This window comes from Pseudomonas sp. NBRC 111131, assembly GCF_001320525.1.
GTDB lineage: Bacteria > Pseudomonadota > Gammaproteobacteria > Pseudomonadales > Pseudomonadaceae > Aquipseudomonas > Aquipseudomonas ceruminis.
Map to the genome: position 1 here is coordinate 1 of NZ_BCBH01000050.1, position 26,398 is coordinate 26,398.

A 26,398-nucleotide genomic window follows, 5' to 3' on the forward strand; every position below is an offset into this window, starting at 1 on the left:
GATTAACCATGCGCAAACTGCTGATCGCCGTGCTTTTCGCCTTGCCCTTCGTGGCGCTGGCGGCTCCCCCGAAAACCGTCACGCTCGACGTGCAGAAACCGACGTGCGGACTCTGTCCGATCACGGTCAAGAAGTCGCTGGAGAAGGTGTCCGGCGTGAGTGACGTCCAGGTCAATTTCGACCAGAAGACGGCGACCGTCACCTACGATCCCGATAAGGCCCAGCCCGAGGCACTGACTGAGGCGACCGCGAACGCGGGATACCCCTCCACAGTGCAGAAGTGAGGTCACGATGAGCGCCATTGTCCTTGAGTCCGTGCTGACTTGCCCGCGCTGCGGCTTCGCCAAGCCGGAAACCATGCCCACGGACGCCTGCCAGTTCTATTACGAGTGCAGCAACTGCAAGGCGCTGCTGCGCCCCAACCCAGGGGATTGCTGCGTTTTCTGTTCGTTCGGCTCGGTGAAGTGCCCGCCGATCCAGCAGCAGCTTGGGTGTTGCTCATAGCGTTTAGGGGGATCACAGGTCGTCGTCTGGATTACGCAGTGGCCGCAGCTCGCCGCGCGCAACTTCTTCCGGTACCGCAAAGGAATACCGCCCGAGCATGTTGATGTGCTCGTAGATCAGCGGCGATAGCCGGGCCAAATCCTCTTCCAGCACTGGATAGCCGTGCTGCTTGAGCCGTTCCACGGCCGCCGTCATGTAGAGGGTGTTCCACAGCACGATGATGTTCACCACCAGGCCCAGAGCACCGAGCTGGTCTTCCTGGCCTTCGCGGTAGCGCTGGCGGAGCTCGCCGCGTTTGCCGTGGAACACGGCGCGGGCCAGGCTGTGCCGGCCTTCGCCTCGGTTCAACTGGGTCAGGGTGGCGCGGCGCTTGGACTCGTCGTCGATATAGGTCAACGTGTGCAGAGTCTTTTCGATCCGCCCGAATTCGGCCAGCGCCTGGGCCAGCCGGGTGGGTCTATCTCCCGTTTGCAGCGTGCGCATGATGCCAGTCGCCGGCACCCGGCCGAGTTTGAGCGAGCCGGCCAGGCGCAGCAGGTCGTCCCAGTGCTCGGCGATCAGGTCGAGTTTGACCGACTGGCGGGCCAGCCCGTTGAGCTTGCCGTAGTCCGCGTCCGGGCGCGTGCGCCAGAAGCGGGTACCGCCGACATCGGCCAGCCGCGGACTGAAGTGGTAGCCAAGTAGGCGGAAGAGCCCGAACACCACATCGCTGTAGGCCCCGGTGTCGGTCATGATTTGCGTCGGCTGCAACTCGGTCTGCTGTTCCAGCACGACCGCCAGCAACACCAGGCTGTCGCGCAGCGTGCCGGGCACGGTGATGGCGTTGAGGCCGGAGAATTGGTCGGAAATCAGGTTGTACCAGGTGACACCCCGGCCGGTGCCGAAATACTTCGGATTGGGGCCGGCATGCACGGTGCGCACCGGTACGACGAAGCGCATGCCATCGGCGGAGGCGACCTCGCCGCCACCCCAGACTTGGGCCAGTTCCAGTTGGCTTTGCGCTCCGACCAGGATGGCGTTAGCCGCTGACAGGGTGTCGTCGCGGATATAATTCTGGCTGACCCAGGACAGCCGGTCACGGCGCAGCGCCGGGTTGTCGGTGCGGATCAAGGGCTCCAGGCCGGTGTTGCAGGCCCCGCCCAACAGCACCGCGCAGAGGCTGGTGACCAGGTTGTCGGCGCGTGCATTGCGTTCGGAGACATGGGTGAAGGCCTCGGAAAAGCCAGTGCGGGCGGCGATTTCCAAGAGGATTTCCGGCAGATCGACACGCGGCATCAGGTCAGACACGGCCGCCCGCAGTTGCAGCAACGAGCAGGGCTCGTCCAGCTTGTCCAGCGCCCCGAGCGACAGTTCGGTCTTGCCCTCGGTGTTCTCGCTCAGTTGAATCGCCGGGTTGTCGGGCAGGCGCGCGGCTACTGCCAGCCAGGTTGCATCCAGCTCGACGGACAAGGCGTCCAGGGTGGTTTTGGCGTCGATGGTCAGGCCCAGTGACCGGCAGATGATCGGTCGCGCCGCCAGCCATTCGGCACCGTCGAGCAGGCCAAGGCGCGGGTCGGCATAGCGCCAACTGGGCGAGACGAAGACATCGCGGCGGCGCAGGGCCGTGCGCAGCGCATCGAGCGTGCAGAACACATAGGCACCCATGTCGAGGGAGCCATCTTCGCGGGTGATGTGCTTCTGCCAAGCCTTGGCCACGATCTCCTGCGGCGCGTCATCCTCTGGCTTCCGGCGCGGCAGGTTCAGTTGCAGCCACTCCAGACTAGCCGCCACGCCCTTGCCGGCCGGGCTGAAGCCGAAGCGGATGTGCTTGAGCAGGTCGGGCAGGAAGCGGCGCACGCTGCGGTAGCGCGCTTCCAATGCAAGAAAATAGACGTCATCTACCGGGCGGATCAGCGCGTTGACCTCTTCCAGGGCCTTTTCCAGGGTGGTCCTCGGCAGGTCGTTGAACAGCCGGGCGCGCACGTTGTCATCGCTGATCGAGCTGTCCAGCACGACCTTGCACGCGGCGGCGAGCGTCGCGGCCGACCGATCCAGGTCTTTCAGGCTGCGCATGCGGGCTTTCTTGTCGGCCTTCTCCGCGTTGCTGAACAGGTCGCGCAGCAAGGCCTCCAGGACTTCCAGTGCGTCGTCGTGCGCAGTCGCCTCCAGGCAGAGTGCGAAGGCCACCAGTGTCGCCATCCGCCGCGACGCCGGCAGCCGATTAATCGCGGTGACCTTGGCCGTGTTGGCGAAGCGGGCCAGGGCGGCGATACGGCTGGGAGGGATGTGCGCCGCCGCCGGCAAGGTGATGCCGATGCCGCGCACGTCATCGAGCCGGCGCAGTGCCCGAATCAACGCGGGGCCACTGACCATGACCGGGCCGGAGCGCAATTGATCCAGCCGGGAGCTGCGGTTGCCTTCGGCCACCGTCAGCAAGTCTTGCAGTTGCAATCGCTGTTCCTCAGTCACGCTGCGGCCCAGCGTAAACCAGAGGCGTTCTTCGACCCGACTGCGCAACTGGGCGATAAAGCGCTCTAGTTGAGACACACCAGGCAGGAGGACTTTCTGTGTGAACAGCCACGAGGTGGCTCGCTCAAACAGCACTCCCGGCCGGTCGGTGCCCGTCCAGCAGAGGGCATACAGCCAGCGGCTCAAGCGAAAGCCGATGCCCGGATCGGTGAAATGACGATAGCCAAAGCGGTTCTGAATATCGGTGGCATGTATCCAGCGGCGATGATCGCTATAGCGCTGGAGGCAGTCGGGGTCTGGAATCGCCAGTTGTCGGCAAAGCACCTGCAGGACTTCCACCGGCACGGCGGCGGGCTTGTCCGGCAGAACGCCAACGAAGCGGACGGTGGTCAGCAGAACGGCATAACCCAGACGGTTATGGTTACCCCGCAGCACCTGGATGGCTTCACGGTCTTCATCGCTCAGGTGGAAGTAACGTTCCAGCTCTTCACGGCTGGGCGAATCAACATAGCGGCCAAAACCGTCGCGTTGCTCTTGAGTCAGAAAACCGACCGGCATTGATCACAGCACCTCGACGCAGAACACGGCGGGCGTGACGATCCGCGTGCGTTCGATGTGCCCGCGTTGCAGCAGGCCGGCGCGGCGATCACCGGTTACCAGGTAGTCCGCATCGCCCGCCAAGGCCATGGCCAGCAAAAACGAGTCATCCGGATCATCGGCTTCGACCTCGATGGTCAGGCGCTCCAGTACCACAGCCCGTTGCAGGTTATTGATCATGGCGCCCACCTTGGCGGGCTGTAGGATGGCCTGAAGCTTGGGATAGCGGCTGGCTCGACGAATTTCATCGAGTTGCATCCGCGAGGTCACCACCTCGAAACGCGCCGCCCGCCAGGCACGGTAGATCGCATCGGGCGCGCCATGTGGCGAGATCAGGGCGCTGAACAGGATGTTGGTATCCAACACGACCCGCATCAGCGCTTACGTGCCCAGTCGAGCGCTTCGTCAACCGCGTTGGTCAATTCTGCCTCACTCAGATGGGCGTTAGCGGCCTTGGCCTGCTCAGCGCTCAGCTCCAGGATGTGTGCCCGTACCGCTTCTTCGATGAAGCGCGACAGGTCGCCCTTACGGCCGCCGCCCTGGCTGGCCAGAAACATCCGAAGCGACTGGTCGGTGTCGGCCGAGACGGCGACATTCCAGCGAATGGTATTCATAGCGTTCTCCGCTAATAGGTGTTTGTGTGTTTATACGCCAATCACAAAGGGCGATGCAATGGTTCGACAAAACGAAGGTTTTGCCGAACTCTATCGAGGAATGGCTCGGTTCGTTAAGCTCCCCGCGCTACGGTTCAAATAACTGGTACGCTTAATCAAAGTTCAACTATTACTAACGTAGTCGAGTAAACAGTACTTTTGATGAAGATCGGTTATGCGCGAGTGAGCACTCGGGATCAGAAAGCCGACCTACAAGTCGATGCCCTGAAACAGGCCGGGTGCGAACGCATCTACCAAGACATCGCCAGCGGCGCGAAAAGCGCCCGGCCGGAGTTGGACAAACTGCTGGCCAACGTGCGGCCGGGTGATGCCGTGGTGATCTGGAAGCTGGATCGCCTTGGGCGTTCCCTCAAGCACCTGGTCGAGTTGGTCGGCGAGCTGGCAGAGCGCAAGGTCGGCTTACAGAGCCTGAATGACCCCATCGACACCACCCACGCCCAAGGCCGCCTGGTGTTCAACCTGTTCGCCTCGCTGGCGGAGTTCGAGCGCGAGCTGATCCGCGAGCGGACTCAGGCGGGTCTGTCGGCCGCACGGGCGCGTGGCCGGATCGGTGGCCGTCCCAAGGGCCTGCCAGCCAAGGCTGAGGCCACCGCCATGGCGGCCGAAACCCTCTACCGCGAAGGTCGCCTGAGCGTCAGCGCGATCGGCGAGAAGCTGCACATCTCCAAGAGCACGCTGTACAGCTACCTGCGCCACCGTGGTGTCGAGATCGGCGCGTACCAGAAGAGCGCCAGGTCACGCGACCAGCAGCCTTCGGCCGCGTCGCCGGCAGAGCCGCCCGCCGCCGAGCGGGTGGCCACCGTCACCCTGCGCCTCGCGGTGGTGAATAACAGCAAGTTCGTGCGCGGCCGGAAGCGGGCCACGGAGAACATTGAGCGCTACTGCCTGGAGCCCTATGGCATGAAGCGGCTGGATGCCGGCCACTATGAGTTGACCATTCCGTATCGGAGCGACGATGAGCTGGACAAGAGCGTGCATGACCTGCTGACCGAGATCAGCCAGGAGGCCGACATGCGCAACTGTTTTGTCGAGATGGGCGCCTGGGAAGAAGACACCGAAAAGCGTTGGTAGGGCTTACGTTGGTTTTTGGTTCCATTGCTCCCCAAACCCCAAGTTCAGGCCGCTACGACCGCTGCAACCGGCTTAGCGTGCTTTATTTTCCGTTTTCTGAGGCGACCCCTAGTGGCCTCTCGGCAAAACCAGCCTGTCGTAGAGCTTGTCCATAACATCCCCCTGAACAATGCGTGCCATAGGTTTTGGGCATATGGGCCAATCATTGCTCCCAGCATTGTTGTCGTACTGGCCAGCCTCATTCTCTCACAGCCGGTCCAAACCAGTGCCCAGACGAGGATGCCAGGCTGCTAACGGCTAGCGGGGGCGCAATACCCAGACGTGCGAAACAAGTCTGACAGGGAGGGGAAGCCTCAAGTCACAGGGAGCAGCCTAGCTGCCGCTCTAGGACGGTCTTTATAGTCAATTATAGAGTGATTATAGAATCATTCATTCCGGCTGCCTGATTTGCCGCGACCGGTTCAACTGAAGGATCTTCTGAGGTTGTTAATCGACCTCATTCCTAAGCATCAGGGAACTGTTTGTTCCTACACCTGTAACCCACGTCGGCACCAACCATGTTTTCCTCGCCGTGTAGCAGCGATCGACCTGGGTGACACACGTCAGAATCGCCGCATCGCGATACCCATGTGGTTTTTTAAAATTGTGATATTAATCATATGGATAGAGGGGAAGTGAGTGAATTTTCCCCTTATCTCGGCATGACCCCGACAGTAGGCGATGCCGCAACGCGCTTCATCGACCTATGTAAAACGACTCCTTTATCGAAATAGTGCACTCATCGCTCTCCACGGCGATCCCTTCATCGCGAATTGCACCGCCCAAGACGATCTGCACTGAAATCAATACTTTCTGATGCCTCTTGATTAGAGATGCCAGCCATAATAATCTCATCGCCAACGCATACGGCGTTCGGCAGCCAACACACTCTCACTCACTACTGGAAGCTCAGACATGAAAACCATAGGCATTGAAAACTCGAAGTCCAGCGTACAGGCCCACTTAACGCTTGGAACCAAAACTATGGGGCTAGGTATCTATGGCGCGTACTTGGCTCTCGCTATTATTTACTTCTGGTTCGGCGGCATGAAATTTACCCACTACGAGGCCGAGGGCCTGGTTCCACTGGTGAGCAACAGCCCGCTTTTGGGATGGGTGTATAGCATTTTTTCGGTCGACATGTTCTCCAGCCTGCTCGGCATACTAGAGATTTCGATCGGCACTCTGATCGCAGGCCGCATGCTGTCGCCCAAACTATCCGTGGTAGGAGGCGCTCTGTCTGCAGGCCTGTTCTTCACAACCCTTAGCTTTATGTTTTCCACTCCGGGCGTCATTGAGCCTAGTTTAGGGTTTCCGGCGATTTCCGTTGCGCCAGGTCAGTTTCTGCTTAAAGACTTAGGGTTGCTTGCTGTTTCGATATTTGTGGCAGGCCATTCGCTGGTTGAACTGGAAAAACGTAAAATTAATGCATAATTTTTTCAATGGCTTAAGGCAGTAATGCCTTAGGCCTTTTTGCCATCATTTTCCCCCGCCAGATCTTTCAACCAGTCACGAGGGCTCAACCCCGTCTTGCGTCTAAATGCGCGAGACAGCGCCGAAGGACTTTCGTAGCCGACTTGAGCTGCAATCAGCGTAATCGAGCGCCCTTCTCGCATCAGCTTCTGAGCCAGGCTAACTCGCCAACTCAACAAATAATCAGCAGGCGTCTGTCCGATGACACTCTTGAAATGCACGGCATACGCAGCGCGTGACATATTTGACTCACTGGCCAGCTCTGCTATTGACCAGGCATGTTCCGGGGAGTTGTGCATCTGTAAAAGCGATCGGGCAAGCCGCATGTCGGCCAGTCCAGCCATCATTCCGGTGCGCAACTGGTGATGATCGAGCAGGTAACGGAGCAACAGAATGATTAGGAGCTCAAATAAGCGCTCAAGCGCGGCTTCCCTTCCACAATGCACATTTGCCGCCTCGGCAAACATCCACTCCAACGTGTCTGCCAGCATGGGCAGATCATCGAGTGCGAGCACCAAACAGTCCGGTAATGAAGCCGACAAAGGATTATCAATTCCGCCCTCAAACTCCATGGAAGCACACAACAACTTTGCGCCATCGGACTCACCCGCAAACAATTGATGCTTGGCGGGGCGTGGCATAAAAATCAAGCTAGGGCGAGTGAGCTGCAAATCCTTGCGATCGGGACCAAGCAACGTCACGCTGCCGGCCTGAAGCAGATGGATATAACCTCGCCGCTCGGCGCCATCGTAAGATGCAGAGCCGCATAGGTCGCCGTCATAGAACAGATTGGCCCGCACGCCGAACCGCGAGAGCAAATTAGACAAACGATCCATTGGCCGATCCTTGACGAGTCAGAACGCACAGACCATACCATCTGCGTTGTCGTTCAGTGCCTGTAGCGAACATGCCGGCGTAAATCAGCCAACGGATAAAGTGATCACTGAGCAGCTCAGCCTCCCTTTCCAGTTCGGCTGTTAAAAAAACAACACCGTTGTTTGAAAGCACCAGCAAATCAAGTGCTCACTCTTCTATTTTACGGGGTTGTACGCCGGAATCCCAGAAATTTCCGTCAGCCCAGCTCCAGTCCCGCCACGAGCGCATCCAGGTCGATGAACTTGCCGTCAGTCTGGAAGGTGTAATGCCCGTTCAGCAGGATGTGCCGCCAGGCCGCTGGCGACATCTGCGTGATCAACGCCAGCGCCTTGGCATTGCCAGCTGCCTCCTACTTCGTCAGCAGCAGGGACAGGATCGCCGAGTTGTAGAAGATGATCGCGTTGCCGATCAGCCTGGCGCACTGGTTGCTGATCTCGATTTCGATGTCGGTGCGGCCGGTCAATTCCTTCTTCCCACCGACTTGGGCGATGGTCGAGCGTAGCTGGTGATAGGACTCAATGCGGTTCTGCGAGCGGTGAACATTACGCTCCAGTTGCGGGTCGCGCAGGTAGCGCAGTGTGTAGATACTGCGGATGAGCTTGTCGAACTCGAAGATTGCGCGCCGCGTCGGGTTCGGCGCCGTATAGGTGCACAGCTTGCGGATCAGCGTGCCCTGCGTCATTTCCTTCAGGCCCAGTGTGGCGACGATTCGGTCGATGTTCGCCTTCTCACCGACGATGAGTTGCCGGTCGATCTGGCCAGCCGGCCGGATCAGGCATTTCTCGTACAATGCCAGATCATCGGCGCAATACAGCTCCTGCAACTGGTCGTCGAGGTCGGTGAAGCGCGGCTCGAAACGAAGTCCGAACCAGTGCAGGATGGCGAAGTTGGCCTTGTTGATGCTGTGCATGTCGCCGGTGATCGCGCTCGGCACGATGTCCGACGTGTTGCGGTACCAGATGTCGAACACGTGGTGAGCCTCGTACTCGTGTGCGCCTATCAGGTAGCCGTTCAACGGCACGTGATTGCACAGCAGCGTGTAGGCGACGACGCCCTTGCCGCGGCCGAAATATTTGCGCGAGTAGCGCGCCTTCACAGTTGGTCGCTCGACGCCGAATTTCTGCCCATCAACGGCACCGTACAACGAATCGAGGTCGAACGAGTAATGCGGGAAGATCGGCAGTGCGGCGATGGCGTTGCTGATGCAATCGTTGGCCACATGTAGCGTCGCCTGGCGCAGGTACTGCTGGTAGGTACTCTCCAGGACGTGGTACGGGATGTCGCTGGTACGTGCCATAACCTGGTTGCCGTGGTTCATGGCTTGGGCAATGATCACCGCCATCAGACTGTCGGCGTCGGCTACCTTCTTCGCATAGCGTGGCTGCAATGGTGTCAGCGCCGACAGGAACTGGCACTGGCCGTTGACGAAGCGAAACACGTCGGCGACATCGCAGTATGGCAGTTGCTCGTAGAGAGCTTGCTCGCGCGCCTTCTGGTTCTCCCCCTTGGGCTTGCGCCAGGTCAGTCTCTGCGTGTCCTTGTCGTATTCCAGGTGCGTCAGCTTGCCCTGTTTCAGCTCGCGATTGAACGCCACCCATTGCGCACGCAACTCGGTCGCCAGTGCATCGAGCTGGGCACTGACCGGCTGCCGCAGGAAGGGGATGTCCATCTGCGCGAGCACGGCGGCTTTCTCGTCCATCGAAACCAACTCGTCGGACAAATGCCGGTGCTGCAAGCTATCGTCAATGTAGAGCTCGCCCGCCTGGAAGCGTTTCCTGACCTGACGGTAAAGCCAGAATTCGTAACGATCGGCATGCAGGCCTGTCGGCGTGCCTTCGGCATCGAACATCAGCAGGTACGGACGCAAGCGTTTCGGCAGCGTTGCCGCCGGACATTCGTCGAGTGGCCGTTGTGATAGGCGCTGCTGCTTGGCGAACACGCTCTTGGCCCAAGTCAGCGCCGCGAGCCATGGGTTATCGGGGGCCGTGCCGGCGAAGTCGAGCGCGACGTACAGCGGCCGTAGATGGCGTCGAATGCGTTCGGCCAGGCCGTCCACCGCCTGCCAGTGCAGCGCCAGTTTGTTCAGTGGCTTGACGCTCATGCGCTGCGCCGTGTTTTGCAGCAATTCCCTGGACATGATTTTGTAGGCGCGTTGGCGCACCTCGCCGAACGGCGTCGGATCGGCCACGCTGTCGTCCACGTACAGCGACAGCAGGCGGCCAACCTGCGGCGTTTCCTGATGGCGTCGCAGCTGTTCGGCGACAAAGGACTGTTTCGCACCCGTGCGGCTCTCGTCCTCAAGTTTTTTCATGTGGAAGGCCATCGCGTCGACCAGGTTGTCGGTGAGCTGCCGGTAACGTACCCAGGCATAGCACAGCAGGTAGAGCCGGGTCTGCTCCGCCTTCAGGTGGCGCAGGTCATGGACGGTATAGAAGTTCGCCAGGCTCGCGTAGTACAGCAGGTTCTGCTGCGAGATGCCGAGCTTGGGCAGCAGCGCCTTGGCGATCCCGTGCAAGGACTTCAGCGTGGCGCGCTTCTCGCGCTCCCCTGCCATCTGACGCCAGCCGAAATCTTTAGCGTCCTGCTTGAGCGCTGCCAGTTGAGACAGGGTGTCGTCACGCACCAGGAGCTGGCCCAGCGCAGCTTTGGCCGATTCGTCCAACACTTCTGCCAGCAAGCCGCCCAAGCGCCTGCGTTCGGTGGACAGGGCTTCACTGACCAGCTCTTGTAAGGTGGTGTGGCCGGGCCGGATGATTTTGTGCTCGCTGAGCCAAACGATCAGTTCGGCGGCCACGAATCCTGGCATTACGTCGCGCCGCACGATCTGTTCAGCCTGCTGTGCCAGTTGCGGCAGGAAGCTAGCCGCCCACGACCGGTAGCCGAACAGTTCGGCGATCTGACCCCTCTGGCTGTAGTGCTCATGCTTGGTGATCGCCTTGCGTTCGAACGCTTCGCCGTGGAAATAGCGACTCAGCACGAAGGCGCAATCGTCCTCGACCTCATGCCAATCGAAGCGGAAGAAAGCATGCTTGGCCTTGAAGTAGCCGATCTGCAAGACGCAATAGACTTGGGCCTGCAGGCTAGGCCGGCTGCTGGCGAACGCCAGTTCAGATTCGGCCAACGCCAGGTATTCCAGCCGCTGAGCATCGTCGAAGTCCGGTAGGCCGTACAAGGCTTCCTGCTCTGCGTCAGAAAAGACGGTGAGTAGCTTATTCTTGTTGCTCATCGACCGTCCTTCCCGCACCACGCCAACCTGCTCGCGTCAATGTTTCGATCAACGTAGTGCGCTTGACATTGAAGTTGCGGCACACCGCCGCCTTAGACATGCCGCCATCGAGCGCGGCGACGATGGCGTCCAGCTTCTCACCAGTGATCGCCTGCGGCCGGCCGCCGATCCGGCCGCGTTTGCGTGCGGCGGCCAAGCCCGCGACGACGCGCTCCTGAATCAAGGCGCGCTCGTACTGCGCGAGCGCACCGAACACCTGGAACAGGAATTCGCCCGAGGGCGTCGTAGTGTCCAGGTTCTCTGTCAGCGAGCGGAACGCCACCCGCTTGTCCTTGAGCGAAGTCACAATGGCGAGCAGGTGCGACAGCGAGCGACCGAGCCGGTCGAGTTTCCACACCACCAGCACATCGCCGGCTCGAACGAACTCAAGCGCCCGCGCCAAGCCGGCACGGTCATCCTTCGCGCCAGAGGCACGATCCTCAAACAGGTGACGCGGATCGACGCCGGCGGCGAGCAGCGCGTCGCGCTGCAAGTCCGTGCTCTGGCGGTCGGAGTCCGACGACACGCGCATGTAGCCAACCAACATAGGCGGATAACCATCAAAAACAGGTTTCCGCATAATAGTGAATAGCGATAGAGTTTTCCGTACATTTTTGAGGGGGTGTTGCACAGGTAGCACAGCGGCGGCTGACAGCCTGTCGCAAAACAAATGTTTTACGACACCTCCTTGAGGTTGCCGCGTTTACATCATTACCTGAACAGGTATAAAATTCCGTCATGACAAACAAAGAAAAACCGCTCGAATGGATCGCGAGCAGCCACAAGGATTTGATGGCGTTGCCGTCCGACGTGCGTCGCCGTTTCGGTTACGCGCTCTCGTTGGCGCAGATAGGCGATCAGGATGACGCAGCAAAGGTGCTCAAGGGGTTCGGTGGTGCCGGCGTGCTGGAGGTCGTCGAAGACGATGCCGGCGGCACCTATCGAGCGGTATACACGGTCAAGTTTGCGGAAGCGGTGTTCGTCCTGCACTGCTTCCAGAAGAAGAGCAAGAGCGGAATCGCCACGCCAAAGGCCGACATGGACATCATCCGCGCTCGGCTGAAGGTGGCCGAGGTATTGGCACAGGAGCTACGAAATGCAAAAACGAATCATTGAAGGCGTCGAGGTTCAGCGCAGCTCGGGCAACGTCTTTGCCGACCTTGGACTGCCTGACGCTGAAAAGCTCAAGATCAAGACCGGCCTGGTGGTCGAGATCAGGAGGGCCATGCGCGCCCTTGGGCTGACTCAACAAGCGGCGGCCAAACGCATGGGCATCCCGCAACCGAAGGTGTCGGGCATGATGCGCGGCGACTTCACCAATCTATCCGAACGCAAGCTGATGGATTGTCTGAATCGCCTCGGCTACGACATCGAAATCAAGGTACGGCCAGCAGCCGGGCCGATCGGGCATCTAACGCTCGCAACCGCTTAATCGGAGCTCTCCTGATGGCAGCCCGCATCACCGACGACGAATGGGACGAACTGACTCCCGAGAATTTCGATACCACGGCACTGCTGCGTGCAGTCGATGCCGTGGACGTGCTGCGCGGCGATTTGAATGACAGCGCAGACGGCGCACCTCCGCAACTGCGCACCGACCTGTTGAAGCTGCATCAACTGGCAATGGCCGCGTTCAACGAGGGATCACGCAGCCGAGTGGCTGAGCTATTTGATCTCGCCGTGGATCTTCAGGATCAGGTTGATCATCTGATGACCTCGCTGGAACAAGTGCAAGAAACCCTGTCCCGGTGACGGCGCTCTACCCAGAAAGCCTGTCCTGAATGTTCTTGGAGACAACCACATCATGAGCCGCAGCCGCCGCAAAACGCCCATCGTTGGGCACACGACCTGCCGTAGCGAGCGCGAGGACAAGAAACTCTGGCATCAGCGCTGGCGAACCCACGAGCGCACCGCGCTGGCCAGCGCGTCGCCGGAAGCTCTATGCGCCCATCTGCCTCTACTGGAAAACCAGGTCAGCAACGTCTGGTCGATGGGTAAGGATGGCCGCTCCTACTGGCCCATCAAGCGCCAGGCCGCCACGGCGGATCGCATTGCCAACCACAAGGGACGCAATCCGCAAGAGCGCGCCTCCCTGAAAAAGCGTCTGCTGCGCAAGTGGATGAGCAAATGAACCTGTCCACCATCGAGGCGCTGGCTATCGCTTGGGCGCGAATCGCTGAAGAAGCAGAACTCCCAGCCGGCTACGAGGGCACGGCGACGCCAGAGGCGCATCGGGCCTGCGAGGTGATCCAGGAGCGGATTCGAGAGCACGTCGTCGCCACCAATGACATGCGGCTGTTCGGCCTGCTGCACCTGCTTGGGCAGGCGTCGCTGCGCATGGAGCAAGCGCTGTGGCCGGAAGAATATGCGCGGATGACCCGCGAGGTCGAGGAAGCTCTCCGAGAGGCCGACGACCCCAACGCCAAGTCGTACACCCACGAAGAAGTCATGCAGGCGATGCAGGAACGCATCGACCGAGCGCGAGACAAAGCCATGTTGATCGGCTGACGGAAATTTCGGCGGTTCCGGCTGATCCAAGAATCTTGGCGTGACCTTACCTCCGCTCTACCGCTGGGTGCCAGCCTCGGCGCACGCCTAACCACCCAACTCAGAAAGGAAAATAAGTTGGTAAAACGCATTCCCGTATCCGAGCTTCGTCTCGGCATGTACATCCACAAGCTCGCCTGCTCTTGGGTTCGACACCCATTCTGGCGCGGCAGCTTCCTGCTGACCGAGCCTCAGGATCTCTCTGCCATTCGAGAATGTGGCGTCGGGGAGGTCTGGGTCGACTTGGCCAAAAGCCAAGTCGACCCAGAGAGCCCAGAGAGCCCAGAGCCCAGAGCCCAGAGCCCAGAGCCCAGAGCCCAGAGCCCAGAGCCCAGAGAATTGTCGGAGGAGCAATCTCTGCCGTCTAGTCCACTAAGCAAGAAAAGTGACGGCGCAACCTCAATGGAGAGCGAAATGTGTTATGCACGGAAACTCTGTCTTGCGGCCAAGTCCCAAGTCATGGACATGTTCCAGGAAGCCCGGCTTGGCAAGGCCGTCGACCCAAGCACGACGTTGCCGCTGGTCGGAGAAATCGCTGCCTCGGTGCTGCGCCAACCTCATGCCCTCATCAGCGTCGCACGCATCAAAACGCACGACGATTACACCTACCTGCACTCGGTTGCCGTCTGCGCCCTGATGCTATCGCTGGCCCGGCATCTCGATCTAGACGAGGAGCAAACGCGCCTGGCTGGCATCGGCGGACTGATGCACGACCTAGGCAAGGCCGCGATGCCGCTGGAAGTGCTTAACAAACCAGGCAAGCTCACCGATGCCGAGTTCGCCATCATGAAGCGCCACCCTGTGGAGGGCGCAAAGATGCTGCGCGCAGGCGGGGCCGAGCCCGGGGTGGTGGACATTGCCCTGCACCATCACGAGAAGATCGACGGAACCGGCTACCCGGATCGCTTGGCCGGTGACGCCATTTCACTCCTGGCCCGCATGGGCGCAATCTGCGACGTCTATGATGCCGTGACGTCGGAGCGAGCCTACAAAAAGCCGTGGGACCCGTCCGCGGCGATGCGGCAGATGGCCAAGTGGGAGGGCCATTTCGACAAACGCATCTTCCACGCCTTCGTCAAGGCCGTGGGCATCTACCCCGTCGGCTCCTTGGTTCGCCTGTCCTCTCAGCGTCTGGCCGTTGTCGTTGAGCCGGGAATGGAATCACTGCTGACTCCCAAGGTTCGCGTGTTCTTCTCGCTACGCTCGAGAGAGCCGATCCCGATGCAGACCATCGACCTGGCGGCCACGAGTTGCAAGGACAGTATCACTGGCCCCGAAGACCCGACGCTCTGGAACTTCAAGAACCTCGACGACTTGTGGATGGAATAGCCCCCACAAAACGACGGCCCCGTGAGGGAGCCGTTGAACATCGTCGAGCGATGCCCGTCCAGGGAGGGATGGCCGAGCTCGATTCTCCAGAAGGTAGCTGGTGACACGAGTGTTGAGCCCACCCAACTAGGGTGACGGAAATTTCTGGGGTTCCGGCTTACATCCCCTATAAGGCGATGCTCGACACTGCATCTGCCCGATCGCATGACGTACCCGCCGAAGTCCGACCGCTGTTCGACCAGAGCATCGAATCTTGTCTTCAAGCATTGCTTCAGGAAAAGCGCTGCGGTACCGACACCGTTCAAGCTGGCTCGTTTATGTGGCGATCGGCATTGCCTGTATCCATGGATCAATGGGCGGATTTGTCATTCCTTGCAGACGCTGGTGGCTTGAATGGATGCCGTTTCAAGCAGCGCCGCGCACCGCGCTCTCAAACCTTGGGCATCCATGTTCCTGGCGTCGGCTCAATAGTTGTGCAGGCCTGGCTGAAAAGCGCTGAACAGCGTTGCTGGTGTGAGTTCGTTCCGTGGGAATCGAGTTTCTTTCGGGCCAGTCATCGTGACGTTGTCCACCTGCATAAGCTTGACTCTCACCGCTGGGATGGTGCTGTTTGCCCTGCAGCGTTCGCAGAGGCGGGCGACAAGGTCCCGACTGTTCCAACGGTGAAGGTTAATGGCCGACAATTTGTGATCATGGGCGCTTCATATTCCCGTGAGTTTCGGGATAGCCATGGTTGGACGTTCGTTCGGCATTGTGATTGGCCGATGCAGACTTACAGCTATGCGGAGCTATGCAAATTGTGGGATGCAGGTGTCCTGGAGCGAGGCGATTGCCGCGGCTTGATGGCCAAGGTGCAGGGGGAACTGTGTGTAATGGCTGAGATGGTCATGCTCTACGACGATAAAGTCTTGCCGTAAGCAGAGCGAAGCCCGGTCGGCGGCTACCGGTTCCGGGCTTCTACCAGAAATGAACTCGTCTAGGAGCGTCTGGGTTCGGACATGATAACGACTGCAACCAGCTACCTCAACCAACCCTACTACGCGAGATGGGAACGTGGTGCGCGTTTCTACGAGCTGCGGATCCTCGTTGATCTGATCGGTCACACCGTGGCAATGAGGAACTGGGGTATCTGCGGAGAGCACGGTGTCGGTGAAATACGAACCGTATTGGCCTCGGATGAGGCCTGCACAAAACTGATACACAGGGTGAGTCGGCAACTGCACAAGCGTCGCTATCTACCTGTGTACAATGGCGGGAACGCGTAATGATCGAGATGAAGATGGCCGATATGGCAGCGGACGATGATAAGCCACTCAAGAGAGGGCGAAAGGCGAACGTAGTACCCTACGTACAGACCGACATGTTCCAGGCGAACATTGTCGAGTGGCCAGTTAAGGATGACCTGGCCAGCATGGAGTTTCCGCTTTTCAGCTTGTCGACCAAACCAGATACGAGCGTTCGTGAATACAGCCAGCCCGGTACGAACAAGCGTGTACGCATTATCCCGCCAGTGATCGGTGCCGCCACCGTTTTCGACAAAGACCTATTGCTGTTCCTCGGATCGCAGATCATCGAGGCACGTAAAGCAGGGATGCCAATTTCCAAGCGGGTTAAGTTCGACACGTACGATTTTTTGACAGGTACATCCCGCGATCCTGGTGGAAACGCGTATTCGAACGTCCTGGACATGCTTCGGCGATTAAAAGGGACTCAGCTCGAAACCAATATCGTCACTGGTGGTCAAGAGCAGACCAAGGGATTTGGCTGGATCGAGGACTACACCGTCACCAAGACCGCATCCAATGGCAAAGGCGTGTTGGAATGCGAAGTCGTGCTGTCAGAGTGGATCTACAACGCCTTCCTGCATTTTGAAGTGATGAGCATTGATCGGCGCTACTTTGGGCTGCGGATGCCTCTTGAACGGCGGTTGTATGAACTCGCTCGTAAGCACTTGGGAAGCAAGATGATTTGGGCCGCGGACATTGTTGCGCTGCAGCAAAAATGTGGCTCAAAACAGAGCCTCACCCATTACAGAGCGGAGATCCGCAAGATCATTCAGCGTGACCTGTTGCCGGACTATCACATGGGATTGGATACCAGTGTTAAGCCTCATCGGATCGTGTTCTACACGCGCGATGAGCAATCGCTCCTCGAGGAGCTGGCTGCCAAAGGGGAATTGGATTGGTTCGCTGCGCTTGAAAAGCGAGACATGGAGGGTTGAATGCCGGCGCGATCTAGGCTTGAGCAATACGATCATTTGATGGGGGAACGGACTGACCAGGCCATTGCTGAATTAGCTGACTGCAGCACGGAAGCTGTTCGGCGGCGCAGGCTCAAGATTGGCAAAGAGCGATTTGCCCTCGCCGAGTCCACCCCCCCTGCCCTTCTCAAGTATCAATATCTTCTAGGAAAGCGCCCTGTGGCTGAAATCGCCGAGCTCGCTGGCGTATCGGCCTACTTCGTCATCAAGCGTATGAAGCAACTGGAGAAGCCCACCTTCAAGCGATCAGCAATCGCTAACTTCGACCATTTGCAGGGGGCGATGTCTGACCAGGCCTTGGCTGATCTTGCTGGCTGCTCAAAAGAGTGCGCACGGAGGCGTCGGCTCCAGCTAAATGTCTCAGCAAACCGCGACACCCGATAGAAAAACTAGCCGAGTCGTCGTATATCGCCGACAAATAGTGTTGCATGCGTACGTACATACGTATAGTGTGTGTAAGGAAACCCACCGAGTTGTGCCTGGCGGCTACCAGGCTAACCAAGCGTCTAGGAGCAATATCATGAAGCGCATTTCGCTATGGTCCGTTGATCGCGACGATACCCTCCATATCGATGATGAAATCGAAAAACTGGAAGAAGCCCATTCAGTAATGATCTCCGCAAATCGTGCCCTAGTAGAGGGCGATGATTTGAGCCTTACTCGTTTGGGATTCGATAGTGACCACATCGACGATCTGAAAGTGCGTCATTCCGAGGGTAAACCAGGCTTTCCTGCATATGTCTTGCGCAACCTCCAGGACACTATCCAACAGCTGTCCGACTTGAAGCGTGGCGCCAATGACGGCCGCGGTGCGAGGTTGGTTGAGCAGCAGTAAGGGGCTTAAATGATGCGTACGCATTGTACGTGCGTACGTATCTATAAATAAGCAAACGGTTTATCATTGTCGCGACTTCAATCCATATGGGGGCCTGTTCATGGCATCACGTAAAGACGCTGCGCCAGCACCTTCGCAACCCAAGCGGAGCGCCAAAACGATCACCATGCGCGACGACTACCATGAGCGCCTTCGCAAGCAGGCATTCGAACAAAACACTGCTATGTCATTCTTGATCGAGCAGGCACTTGAGATGATGTGGGGCATCGAGTCAACTCCGCCCACGAAGTAACCCCTCAAAGCGGGTTCGCAATGAGCCCTGCTTAGCGCCTTATTGCCACAAATCCCCTTCCCCTCCCCTTTCAGATGCTCTCAGCCTTCGCTTGCTGCGGCGTAGGCGCCTGCGCGAGTGCTTGGGCCGCCAATATCGTTGCTACTAGCAACACAATCGGCCTACAGGTTCAGGTATTCAGGCTAAAAAATGCAAATAACCTGAATTCCACGGTTTACAACAGGAATTCAGGATCTATACTGAATGCAACAGCAAAACGGAGAAGTGCTATGAACTCGAATGTGGAAATGGTCGAAGATGTTGCAACCTACGTGGATTTCAATGAGTTGTTTTTCACGCCCCGTTTCGCCGCGGACTGCTTTGGCCTTACGACTCGGCGCCTGAAAGACATCGAAGAATCGAACAACATCGAGATCCGTCGTGTGCCGCGCGGAACCGTGACCTCCCGGGTTTATACGCCATCGGACCTTTTCGATTTGGCAGCACTTCGCCGTGAACTTGGTCACTTGAAGGGCTTGGCGCGCCAGGTGGTCATGTCCACCTACATCTCGAAGGGTGGCACCAACAAAACCACCACAGCGGTCGGCCAGGCCATTACCTGTTCTCTCGCCGGGTTGCGCGTTCTTTTGGTCGACAATGATCCCCAGGGTGATACGTCGAGCATGCTCGGCTACGACCCGGACGCTACTCCAGAAGATCTGCTGGAGCTTGGAATTCCTGCTGACCGCATCGTTGATGGTCACCTCGGCCACTTGATCAGCCCAATGCTTCGCATGCGTTCGTTTCAACCCAAAACGCTTGATGAAGTCATCAAGAAACCCTTTGGTGAAAATGGCCCCCACCTGATCCCAGCCGACGCATCGCTGGAAGACCTGGGCGTGGCGTTGGACGCAGCCAATAATTCGGATATGTGGTACGCGAAGTGGGTTGAAGATGGTAAAGCCGGCAAGATTTCAGGCTGCGACCTATCGCAATACGACGTCATCATTTTCGATAACGCCCCTGCAGGCTCGCGCCTGACCAAGAACTCGGTAGCGGCAAGCGATCTGCTCATGAGCCCAGTTCGAATGGACAAATTCTCATTCAAGGCGATCTTGCGACTGCATGACTGGTGCGCTGGTTTCGCACGCGAATACGGTTTCGCCCCTGAACTGGTAGCTGTGCCGACCATGTTTGCAAAGGGGCGTCCTCGGATGTTGAACAACCTGTACAGACTGAACCAGCTTTTCCCAGGTCGCGTGACAGAGGAAAAGATTTATCACTCTGCAGACTATGTGAACTCCCTCGATGACGGTGTCCCCCTGATGTTCTGGAAGGGTGCTAATCGGGACACCATCGAAAACGCTCGCGCAGTGCATGCCGAGGTTCTGGAGAAGATCCGCCGTGTTGCTGCTCAGCCCCAAGAGTGAGTGTTGCTACTAGCAACAGGGCTCATATTCTCAAAGGTGTTGCTACTAGCAACACGCAACGATTTTGTTGCTAGTAGCAACAGCAGATTGGAGTGTTGCTAGTAGCAACACAGGAGGGTGATTAATGAAATCCACCGACTACCCAGGCAAGCCAAGCACGGCAATGGCATCACTGCGCAAGCCTACGGAAATGCCGCCAACCACAGGTAGCCGTGGCAGCAGGGCGGCGATGCTCCAGCAAGCCATGGGATCTGAGCATGAGGCTGATAACAAGCATCTCATTGCTCAAGGCGCTCAAGAAGGTCAACTCATACTCAAGGACGAATGGCTCGAGGAGGTCCTGGTTGAGCTGATCGATCCCTCGCCGTATCAGCCAAGGATGTTCTTCGATCAAGCCAAGCTTGAAGAGCTCGCTGGCTCGATTGACTCTGTGGGCCTGGGTAAACCGATTACAATCCGGCCTGTAGGGGAGCGTTTCGAGCTTATCGGCGGTGAATGCCGGTGGCGGGCTCACAAAATGCTGGGTCGCGACAAAATCATGGCTCATGTAAAGCCAATGTCAGACGACATGGCGATGCTTTTGGCAATCACCGACAACCTCCAAAATGAGCTCACTGATTACGAAAAAGCTGTGAGTTATCAGCGATACATGCTGAAAGGCGCTGATAAAAGCCAGCGGGCATTGGCTCGACGCCTTGGTGTAGATCACACAGTCGTGAACCGCTGCCTTGACCTTATTCAGCTGCCCGAACAGATCAAGGAAATTCTGAACACCAAACCCCACTTGATTACAGCGAACTATGCGAAAAAGTTTGTAGAGCATTCAAAGGCGGATGTGAACATCGTCCATCGCATTGTGATTCAAATGGCCGAGAAGGGGACTGGCCAGGAGGCCGCGCTTCGCATGATTGGGCAGAAGCTTGCTGCTTGTAGCGGTCCTAAGCCCATGATGGCAGAACCTCGGAAGCTGCAAGGGGTTGGCTCAGTTCGTTTGAATGGGCGCAAGCTTGAATTCAAGATCGATAAGGAAGTGGACCCTCAGAAAATCATGGACAAGCTCGCAGCTTTCCTTGATTCGATTGATGCTTCTGAATTTGCGACACAGGGCACGCGAAATTGAGCATGGCCAAGCCCGCCCCGATCGGGGTGGGTTCAATCAGCTAACGGAGCGAAACGCATGGGAATGCCTAGTGAACCACATCACGTCAGGTACGTTCTGAGCCTGGCCAGGCAATGTCCGTTTCCAGACTGGCTCTTGCTAGAGCTGCCAAGCGGCGAGTGGGGTGCATTCTGGCAAGCAGGGCTTGATGGAACATGGGCGACCGCTGTGTGGGAGGGGGATTTTACCGCGTGCTCGTTGGTGCATGCTGATAGACAAGTAGTGCTTAGCCACATGGAAAAGTACCAGACAATGTAACTCGGGCCAGCGTGGCACACTCGAATGAATATCATTGAATACGTACGTACGTACGTGTAAAATGTTCTTGTGTTAGACATCCTGCAGGCGACGCGGCTACCTCCCCTGCAGGCCCACCAGTCTAGGAGCAAGAGCATGAATGGTTTTTCTCCCGTCCGATCTTCCCCAAGCAGTGCCCCAGAGCATCAGCGCTCACTCACACCAATTCCAGTGAGCCAATTTGTGACCCCATATGCTTCAGTTCTTCAGCAAATGTCGGAGGAGGGCGTTCATCGCCTATTCACAGCCCCTTTGGCAAGAGAGGTTATCCGACTCAGCGCCAAGGCTCGGACTCACGGCATGCTGTCCCTGGACGATGCTGCTGATGTCATCAGCACCTGGAGACAAGAGGCTGTGTCTCAAGGTTCGACGGGCGATAACAGCGATAAAGTTGTGCTGTCGCTGTTTGATAAGAGCGGGCAATGGTCGGACCCTTGGGTTGAGGCCGGCTACCAGGTATACCGGTTTGATATTCAAGACAACCCGGAGCTGGGTGACGTCAGCAAATTCGACGTTGAGTTCTTCATGGAGTACTTCGGCGACTTCGAAGGGGCAGAGGTGTACGCGATCATCGCAGCTTGCCCTTGCACTGATTTTGCGAACTCAGGGGCAAGGCACTTTGCAGCCAAGGATCTCGATGGGCGCACTGCGGCCTCAATAGAGCTGGTTCATCAGACTCTGCGACTGGTCGAGTATTATCGGCCGTCGATCTGGGCGATTGAAAATCCAGTAGGTCGAATCGAGAAGCTAGCTGGTCTTCCACCGTGGCGCCTCAGCTTCAACCCCTGCGATCTCGGCGAGCTTTACACGAAGAAAACCCTCATATGGGGCCGCTTCAACGCAGACTTACCCGTTGCACCGGTCCATCCCACCGAGGGCTCAAAAATGCACACGCAGTACGGTGGGAGCAGCCTGGCCACGAAGAATGCACGTAGCGTGACACCAGCAGGATTTGCTTACGCCTTCTTCATGGCCAACAACGCCTATCACCATCCAGCCTTGGAAATTGCCGGGAAATATGACCGCATCGATCCTCGGCTCCTATTGATGGCCATTGAGAACGGTTTGAAGCTTCAGGATCTCTCCAACCTCTTGGACGATGCCTACTATGACTGCGATGACGATGCCGTGACCAAGCTGTTGAGTGACCTTCTGGGCGAAAAGTCCTTTTCGTTGGTCGAGTCCACCGGGCAATTGGCAATGCTGATCTAGGTAGACGCCTGGTCCGCCTAGTGCGCCGGGCGGATCTTTCCAAGTGTTGCTAGTAGCAACAGCTGAATGTTGCTACTAGCAACAGCCTGAATGGCTGTTTTTACAGAGTGCGAAAGGGTAGGGCACAGGCCTTTTCTTGTATGCTATATTCTGTATTCAAGCCATTATACGGAATTAGCAATATGTCACTTGAAACCTTCAACCACGACGAATTGCTCCAGGAAGTGAAATTGATCCTGGATGGCTCTCATCCCACCTACAAAGGCAGAGAAGGTGCCGGCCGGTTCCTGCGGGGTGTAGGCCGAGACTTCAATTCGGAAGAGTTTGCCAAAGATCTCGACCAGCACCGGGACGATTACGCCCAGCGGTTCGGACTGGACACACCCCAAATCGAATGGATCGCGCAACAGGTGAGGGCTGGGTGTGAAACCCCGGATCGTCCTCGCCGCCGTATGCGCTGAGATGTGCTTTGCAACCATTCCGAAACCCATGAAGGAGGTGCCTCGTGCTTCTACCTTTTGAGCTTGACCCGCAGATCATTCATCACATCATCTACAGCCAGGCCGGTTCCATCGGCAAGGCAGTGATCGAGTTGATCATGAACTCGGTTGACGCAAAGGCCACCACGGTGAGGCTCACCATGACCAAGGCTGGATTCGATTGCGTCGACGACGGTACCGGTTTTGCGAGCCGTGAGGATGTTGTGCGCTACTTCGGCCGATTCGGCACGCCGCATCAAGAAGGCGATGCGACTTACGGGCGGTTCCGTCTGGGGCGCGGCCAAATCATGGCGCATGCCAGGACTGAGTGGGTATCCAATCGCTGGTCGATGCAGGTTGATACTCGGGTCATGGGGTACAGCTACAAGCTTGAGGATCTCCAGGAACCGTCTAACGGGTGCAGTATCACCGGCACCTGGTACGAAGCCCTCAATGACCTTGAGCTGATGTCTGCGGTGCAGGAGATACGCGATTTGGTTCGTTACACGCCCATTAGCGTTGAGCTGAACGGGCGTGTCATTACGCGCAATCCGGCCAGTGAAAAATGGGATTTCGAGGACGACGTTGCTTACTACCGGGCCAAAGAAGAAGGCCCCGTCTCGATCTACAACCAAGGTGTGCTGATTCGACATGATTCTTCTCATGTCTGGGGAGCTGGGGGCCTGATCGTCTCGAAAAAGGCAATCAACCTTAACGTTTCCCGCACAGAAATCCTGCGCAAAACCTGCCCCGTATGGAAACCGATCGCCAAAGAGTTCAGGCGCCTGGCCGAGGCTGTATCCGCAAAGCTAGGGGATCACCGTAAGACCGAAGCCCGTCGGGAAAAATCGGCGCGATCGTTGCTCAGCGGTGACGAGAATATCTGTGAAGTGTTTGCAAAGGAGGAGGTGATCACGCTGCTCCCTGGCAAGCGGCACATCACGCTCATGGAGTTCCGACTCAAGGCATTCAACTGGCACAAGGGAACATACACACTAATCGAGCATGGGGACGATATTCCCAAGGGCGAGGCAATTGCTCGTGAAGGTCTGATTCAAATCGTCCACCCTAAGACCTTGGAGCGCTTCGGCTGCCACAATCACATCGATTTCGAGGAAGCGCTCGATCGCGCCCTTTGCAACGTCAGTGAGGCAGCGCAGGCCTTCGAAGAACGCGGCGAACGTGCTCCATGGTTCTGGCGTGGAAAAGCGCTTGATGCGCCAGCTCTGGCCGCATATTCCACGTTCCGAGATGCCTTCATCGAAAGAACGCAGATCGTTGACGACCGCCAAACGCTGGACAAGGAGACGCGCAGAGCGTGGACAGCGCTGCGGTGGTGCCTCCAGCACTATGCCGGCGCATGTATTGGGGCAGAACGATACAGGGATGGAACCCTTCGCCACGGCGAAAAGCGGATGCAAATCCTGCTGGGTGAATCGAACACTGCCGAGGCTTGGACGGATGGGCGAACCTACTTGGCTATCGGTAGCGATATTGTCAAACGGCTCAATAGCAAGCCACTAGAGACAGTGGCTTACATCTTCGGCCTGGTCGAACACGAAGTCGCTCACCAGGGTGACAGCATCGCATGTGGCCATGATGAGGCCTTCTATCAGCGTTACCACGATATCTCGATCCGAATGGCCCCCGAGCGTCAGCGGTTCATGCACAAATGGCTCATGAAATACACCATGAGCTTGGAGCGGGAAGGGCAGAAAAGCCGGGGCAGGGCATGGAGCGAGCGATATCTCGTCGACCGGGTAGGCAGCGGCCGTATGAAGCGCGGACTCTCCCCGGTCATTGAGGACGTGTCGGCAGATCCTATTGTCACCGAAGCCGTTCCAGAGCAAAGCATGGCGTTGCTGAATATCATCAACGCTTCATTGGTTCAGACAGGTGCATGCCCCGAGCCGCCGAACTGGGAGGCGGTTCGGGAGCAGGCGCGCATCGATCAACAGGCTGTTACTGAGCGTGCGCGTGATGCGCATGAAAAACGTAAAGCGGAAGACGCCGAGTTGGAGCGCTACATCAACAGCGTTGAAGACGACGCCGCCGCCGATGTGCAAAAACTCCTCGAGCTCGAAGCGGCAGAATTCCCCCAGGGCGTCCTGGCTTATCTGGTCAGTTCCATGGTGTATGGAGGGTACTCTGATGACGACATCAAACGCGCTTGGGCAAACAAGGAATGGGAACAGCAAGATCACCCAGGTGAGTATTACCACGAAGACTTCGACCCGGACGAACCTATCGATCCGGAGCTTGAAGCCGCTATGGAAGCAGAATTCGAACGCGAAATGGCGAAGGAACACCCGATCGCGGACGAGCTATGGCGCGTCGACGAGGATTGCCGCGAGTTCGTCTATGAAGGTGAGAATTTCTGGTTGCTTGAGCGTAATGCCGCAGCTGCTGGATTCAGTCGCGTCGAGACGTATTTGAAATGGCGGCACCAAGAGTCCGAGGCCTAGCGCGCCAGGTGGCTTGCTGGCCGGTGCTATCCAGCGCGACAAGTCACCCCGTCTACCACCGGCTCTACCAACAGTAATTGGCACGAGGTCGTGTCGAGAAGAGGAGAGACATCATGGCTCGAGGAGTAAACAAAGTCATTCTGGTCGGCACCTGTGGCCAGGATCCCGAAGTCCGCTACCTGCCTAATGGCAACGCCGTCACCAACCTCAGTCTGGCGACAAGCGAACAGTGGACCGACAAGCAGTCAGGGCAGAAGGTCGAGCGTACCGAGTGGCACCGAGTATCGCTGTTTGGCAAGGTTGCTGAGATTGCGGGCGAGTACCTGCGCAAAGGTTCGCAATGCTACATCGAAGGCAAGCTGCAGACACGCGAGTGGGAGAAAGACGGGATCAAGCGTTACACCACCGAAATCATCGTTGACATAAATGGCACCATGCAGCTGCTCGGAGGCCGTCCGCAGGGACAGCAACAGGGCGGCGATCAGTACAGCCATGCGGGCAATCAGCAAGCACCGCGTCAACAAGCCCAGCAGCGCCCGGCGCCGCAGCAGCCAGCACCGCAGCCGGCGCCTGACTATGACAGCTTTGATGATGATATCCCGTTCTGAAACCCAGCTTTTTCAGAACTGTAAATACTAGAAGCGAAGCCATTGATTTGGCTTCGCTAACAAGGACTTATCTTAATTAATAACTTCGTAGGGAAGCCCTACGTAGTTTTCAGCGATCGTCTTCAGCCCTGCCTCGGACTCGACAAAGTAGTCCAGTTCGGTCTGAACCATTCGCTGCGTGAACTCGTCAGTGCCCGGAAATTTATGCAGCATCGACGTCAGCCACCAGGAGAAGCGCTCCGCTTTCCAGATACGCTTGAGGCACACCTCGGAGTAACGCTCTATCAAATCCTTGCGTCCCTCCATAACGGCCTTCACGAGGATTGAGTACAGAGTGCTCACATCGCTGGCCGCCAAGTTGAGTCCTTTCGCCCCGGTGGGTGGAACAATGTGCGCCGCGTCACCGACCAAGAAGAGGTTCCCGTACTGCATTGGCTCAACGACAAAGCTACGCAGGGGCGCGATGCTCTTTTCGATGGAGGGACCTGTGATCAGTTTGGCAGCCGTTTCGCTGGGAAGCCGGCTCTTTAGCTCATCCCAGAAGCGCTCATCGGACCAG

At 57.8% G+C, this 26,398-nt stretch carries 26 protein-coding genes and 2 pseudogenes; 20 read left to right on the plus strand and 8 right to left on the minus strand.

All coding sequences use genetic code 11. From position 1 onward, the window contains the following. Positions 1-8: 8 nt before the first annotated feature. Both merP and APH34_RS26555 read left to right on the plus strand, forming a co-directional pair. Positions 9-284, plus strand: coding sequence for a mercury resistance system periplasmic binding protein MerP (gene merP / locus APH34_RS26550; RefSeq protein ID WP_045889478.1), 276 nt, complete (start codon positions 9-11; stop codon positions 282-284). Between the two features lie 7 nt (positions 285-291). Beyond that, a complete protein-coding gene (locus APH34_RS26555; RefSeq protein WP_003089113.1) occupies positions 292-504 on the plus strand; it encodes a GDCCVxC domain-containing (seleno)protein in 213 nt (70 codons plus the stop codon). Between the two features lie 12 nt (positions 505-516). On the opposite strand, the gene APH34_RS26560 is transcribed toward APH34_RS26555, so the two are convergent. The 3 genes from APH34_RS26560 to APH34_RS26570 are packed head-to-tail and all read right to left on the minus strand — an operon-like array spanning position 517 to position 4,163. After that, positions 517-3,510 (minus strand): Tn3 family transposase, encoded by a 2,994-nt coding sequence (locus tag APH34_RS26560; RefSeq protein WP_003299771.1) that lies wholly within the window; start codon positions 3,508-3,510, stop codon positions 517-519. A gap of 3 nt (positions 3,511-3,513) precedes the next feature. Beyond that, positions 3,514-3,924, minus strand: coding sequence for a putative toxin-antitoxin system toxin component, PIN family (locus APH34_RS26565; protein WP_003150546.1), 411 nt, complete (start codon positions 3,922-3,924; stop codon positions 3,514-3,516). Continuing rightward, positions 3,924-4,163 carry a ribbon-helix-helix domain-containing protein gene (locus tag APH34_RS26570; RefSeq protein WP_003089107.1) on the minus strand — a complete coding sequence of 80 codons (240 nt, stop codon included), beginning with the start codon at positions 4,161-4,163 and terminating at the stop codon, positions 3,924-3,926. The genes APH34_RS26565 and APH34_RS26570 overlap by 1 nt, the downstream gene beginning before the upstream one ends. A gap of 201 nt (positions 4,164-4,364) precedes the next feature. Here APH34_RS26570 and APH34_RS26575 point away from each other — a divergent pair, with 201 nt between their 5' ends. Then, the gene (locus APH34_RS26575) at positions 4,365-5,294 is read left to right on the plus strand and encodes a recombinase family protein (protein WP_003150544.1); all 930 of its coding nucleotides are present in this window, start codon (positions 4,365-4,367) and stop codon (positions 5,292-5,294) included. A gap of 954 nt (positions 5,295-6,248) precedes the next feature. After that, positions 6,249-6,767 (plus strand): YkgB family protein, encoded by a 519-nt coding sequence (locus APH34_RS26580; RefSeq protein ID WP_003464991.1) that lies wholly within the window; start codon positions 6,249-6,251, stop codon positions 6,765-6,767. A gap of 29 nt (positions 6,768-6,796) precedes the next feature. Here APH34_RS26580 and APH34_RS26585 read toward each other — a convergent pair whose 3' ends face one another. From APH34_RS26585 to APH34_RS26595, 3 genes and pseudogenes are all read right to left on the minus strand, one after another. Further along, a complete protein-coding gene (locus tag APH34_RS26585; protein WP_003464995.1) occupies positions 6,797-7,642 on the minus strand; it encodes an AraC family transcriptional regulator in 846 nt (281 codons plus the stop codon). A gap of 236 nt (positions 7,643-7,878) precedes the next feature. Beyond that, a pseudogene (locus tag APH34_RS26590) lies at positions 7,879-10,908 on the minus strand (Tn3 family transposase). Then, positions 10,892-11,494 carry a recombinase family protein gene (locus tag APH34_RS26595; RefSeq protein ID WP_010465829.1) on the minus strand — a complete coding sequence of 201 codons (603 nt, stop codon included), beginning with the start codon at positions 11,492-11,494 and terminating at the stop codon, positions 10,892-10,894. The pseudogene APH34_RS26590 and the gene APH34_RS26595 overlap by 17 nt, the downstream one beginning before the upstream one ends. A 191-nt stretch (positions 11,495-11,685) precedes the next feature. Between APH34_RS26595 and APH34_RS26600 the strand changes: the two genes are divergently transcribed. From APH34_RS26600 to APH34_RS26665, 14 genes and pseudogenes are all read left to right on the plus strand, one after another. Then, positions 11,686-12,063, plus strand: a complete 378-nt coding sequence (locus APH34_RS26600) for a type II toxin-antitoxin system RelE/ParE family toxin (RefSeq protein WP_003151133.1) — start codon at positions 11,686-11,688, stop codon at positions 12,061-12,063. Further along, positions 12,044-12,379, plus strand: coding sequence for a helix-turn-helix domain-containing protein (locus APH34_RS26605; RefSeq protein WP_054903639.1), 336 nt, complete (start codon positions 12,044-12,046; stop codon positions 12,377-12,379). The genes APH34_RS26600 and APH34_RS26605 overlap by 20 nt, the downstream gene beginning before the upstream one ends. 14 nt (positions 12,380-12,393) lie before the next feature. Beyond that, positions 12,394-12,728, plus strand: a pseudogene (locus APH34_RS26610) (transposase). Positions 12,729-12,751: 23 nt separating this feature from the next. After that, entirely contained in the window at positions 12,752-13,078 is a 327-nt protein-coding gene (locus APH34_RS26615; protein WP_000091614.1) for a hypothetical protein, read from the plus strand. After that, the gene (locus APH34_RS26620) at positions 13,075-13,455 is read left to right on the plus strand and encodes a hypothetical protein (RefSeq protein WP_001054412.1); all 381 of its coding nucleotides are present in this window, start codon (positions 13,075-13,077) and stop codon (positions 13,453-13,455) included. The genes APH34_RS26615 and APH34_RS26620 overlap by 4 nt, the downstream gene beginning before the upstream one ends. 117 nt (positions 13,456-13,572) lie before the next feature. Then, positions 13,573-14,823, plus strand: coding sequence for an HD-GYP domain-containing protein (locus APH34_RS26625; RefSeq protein ID WP_082422903.1), 1,251 nt, complete (start codon positions 13,573-13,575; stop codon positions 14,821-14,823). 176 nt (positions 14,824-14,999) lie between these two features. After that, positions 15,000-15,740, plus strand: coding sequence for a hypothetical protein (locus APH34_RS29430; RefSeq protein WP_153183659.1), 741 nt, complete (start codon positions 15,000-15,002; stop codon positions 15,738-15,740). Between the two features lie 347 nt (positions 15,741-16,087). After that, positions 16,088-17,044, plus strand: coding sequence for a replication initiator protein A (locus tag APH34_RS26635; protein ID WP_054903641.1), 957 nt, complete (start codon positions 16,088-16,090; stop codon positions 17,042-17,044). Continuing rightward, positions 17,045-17,467, plus strand: coding sequence for a hypothetical protein (locus APH34_RS26640; RefSeq protein ID WP_054903642.1), 423 nt, complete (start codon positions 17,045-17,047; stop codon positions 17,465-17,467). It begins immediately after the preceding gene. Between the two features lie 136 nt (positions 17,468-17,603). Beyond that, positions 17,604-17,918, plus strand: coding sequence for a hypothetical protein (locus APH34_RS26645; protein ID WP_014003931.1), 315 nt, complete (start codon positions 17,604-17,606; stop codon positions 17,916-17,918). 100 nt (positions 17,919-18,018) lie between these two features. Next, a complete protein-coding gene (locus APH34_RS29435; protein ID WP_125854362.1) occupies positions 18,019-18,210 on the plus strand; it encodes a hypothetical protein in 192 nt (63 codons plus the stop codon). Between the two features lie 269 nt (positions 18,211-18,479). After that, positions 18,480-19,619: a ParA family protein gene (locus APH34_RS26650; RefSeq protein ID WP_054903643.1), complete on the plus strand. Its 1,140-nt coding sequence runs from the start codon at positions 18,480-18,482 to the stop codon at positions 19,617-19,619. A 124-nt stretch (positions 19,620-19,743) separates the two neighbouring features. Then, on the plus strand, positions 19,744-20,739 hold the full coding sequence (locus APH34_RS26655) for a ParB/RepB/Spo0J family partition protein (protein ID WP_054903644.1): 996 nt from the start codon (positions 19,744-19,746) through the stop codon (positions 20,737-20,739). 636 nt (positions 20,740-21,375) lie between these two features. After that, positions 21,376-22,287, plus strand: a complete 912-nt coding sequence (locus APH34_RS26665; protein WP_232895396.1) for a DNA cytosine methyltransferase — start codon at positions 21,376-21,378, stop codon at positions 22,285-22,287. Positions 22,288-22,472: 185 nt separating this feature from the next. Here APH34_RS26665 and APH34_RS26670 read toward each other — a convergent pair whose 3' ends face one another. Beyond that, complete coding sequence (locus tag APH34_RS26670; RefSeq protein WP_054903646.1) at positions 22,473-22,778, minus strand: hypothetical protein; 306 nt, start codon at positions 22,776-22,778, stop codon at positions 22,473-22,475. Positions 22,779-22,792: 14 nt separating this feature from the next. On the opposite strand from APH34_RS26670, the gene APH34_RS26675 reads away from it, so the two are divergent. Continuing rightward, a complete protein-coding gene (locus tag APH34_RS26675) occupies positions 22,793-25,231 on the plus strand; it encodes an ATP-binding protein (protein WP_054903647.1) in 2,439 nt (812 codons plus the stop codon). A 113-nt stretch (positions 25,232-25,344) separates the two neighbouring features. Next, positions 25,345-25,839: a single-stranded DNA-binding protein gene (locus APH34_RS26680; RefSeq protein WP_054903648.1), complete on the plus strand. Its 495-nt coding sequence runs from the start codon at positions 25,345-25,347 to the stop codon at positions 25,837-25,839. Between the two features lie 72 nt (positions 25,840-25,911). Here APH34_RS26680 and APH34_RS26685 read toward each other — a convergent pair. Continuing rightward, positions 25,912-26,398, minus strand: a 487-nt coding sequence (locus APH34_RS26685; RefSeq protein WP_177337057.1) for an FAD-dependent monooxygenase, incomplete at its 5' end; no start/stop codon positions are given.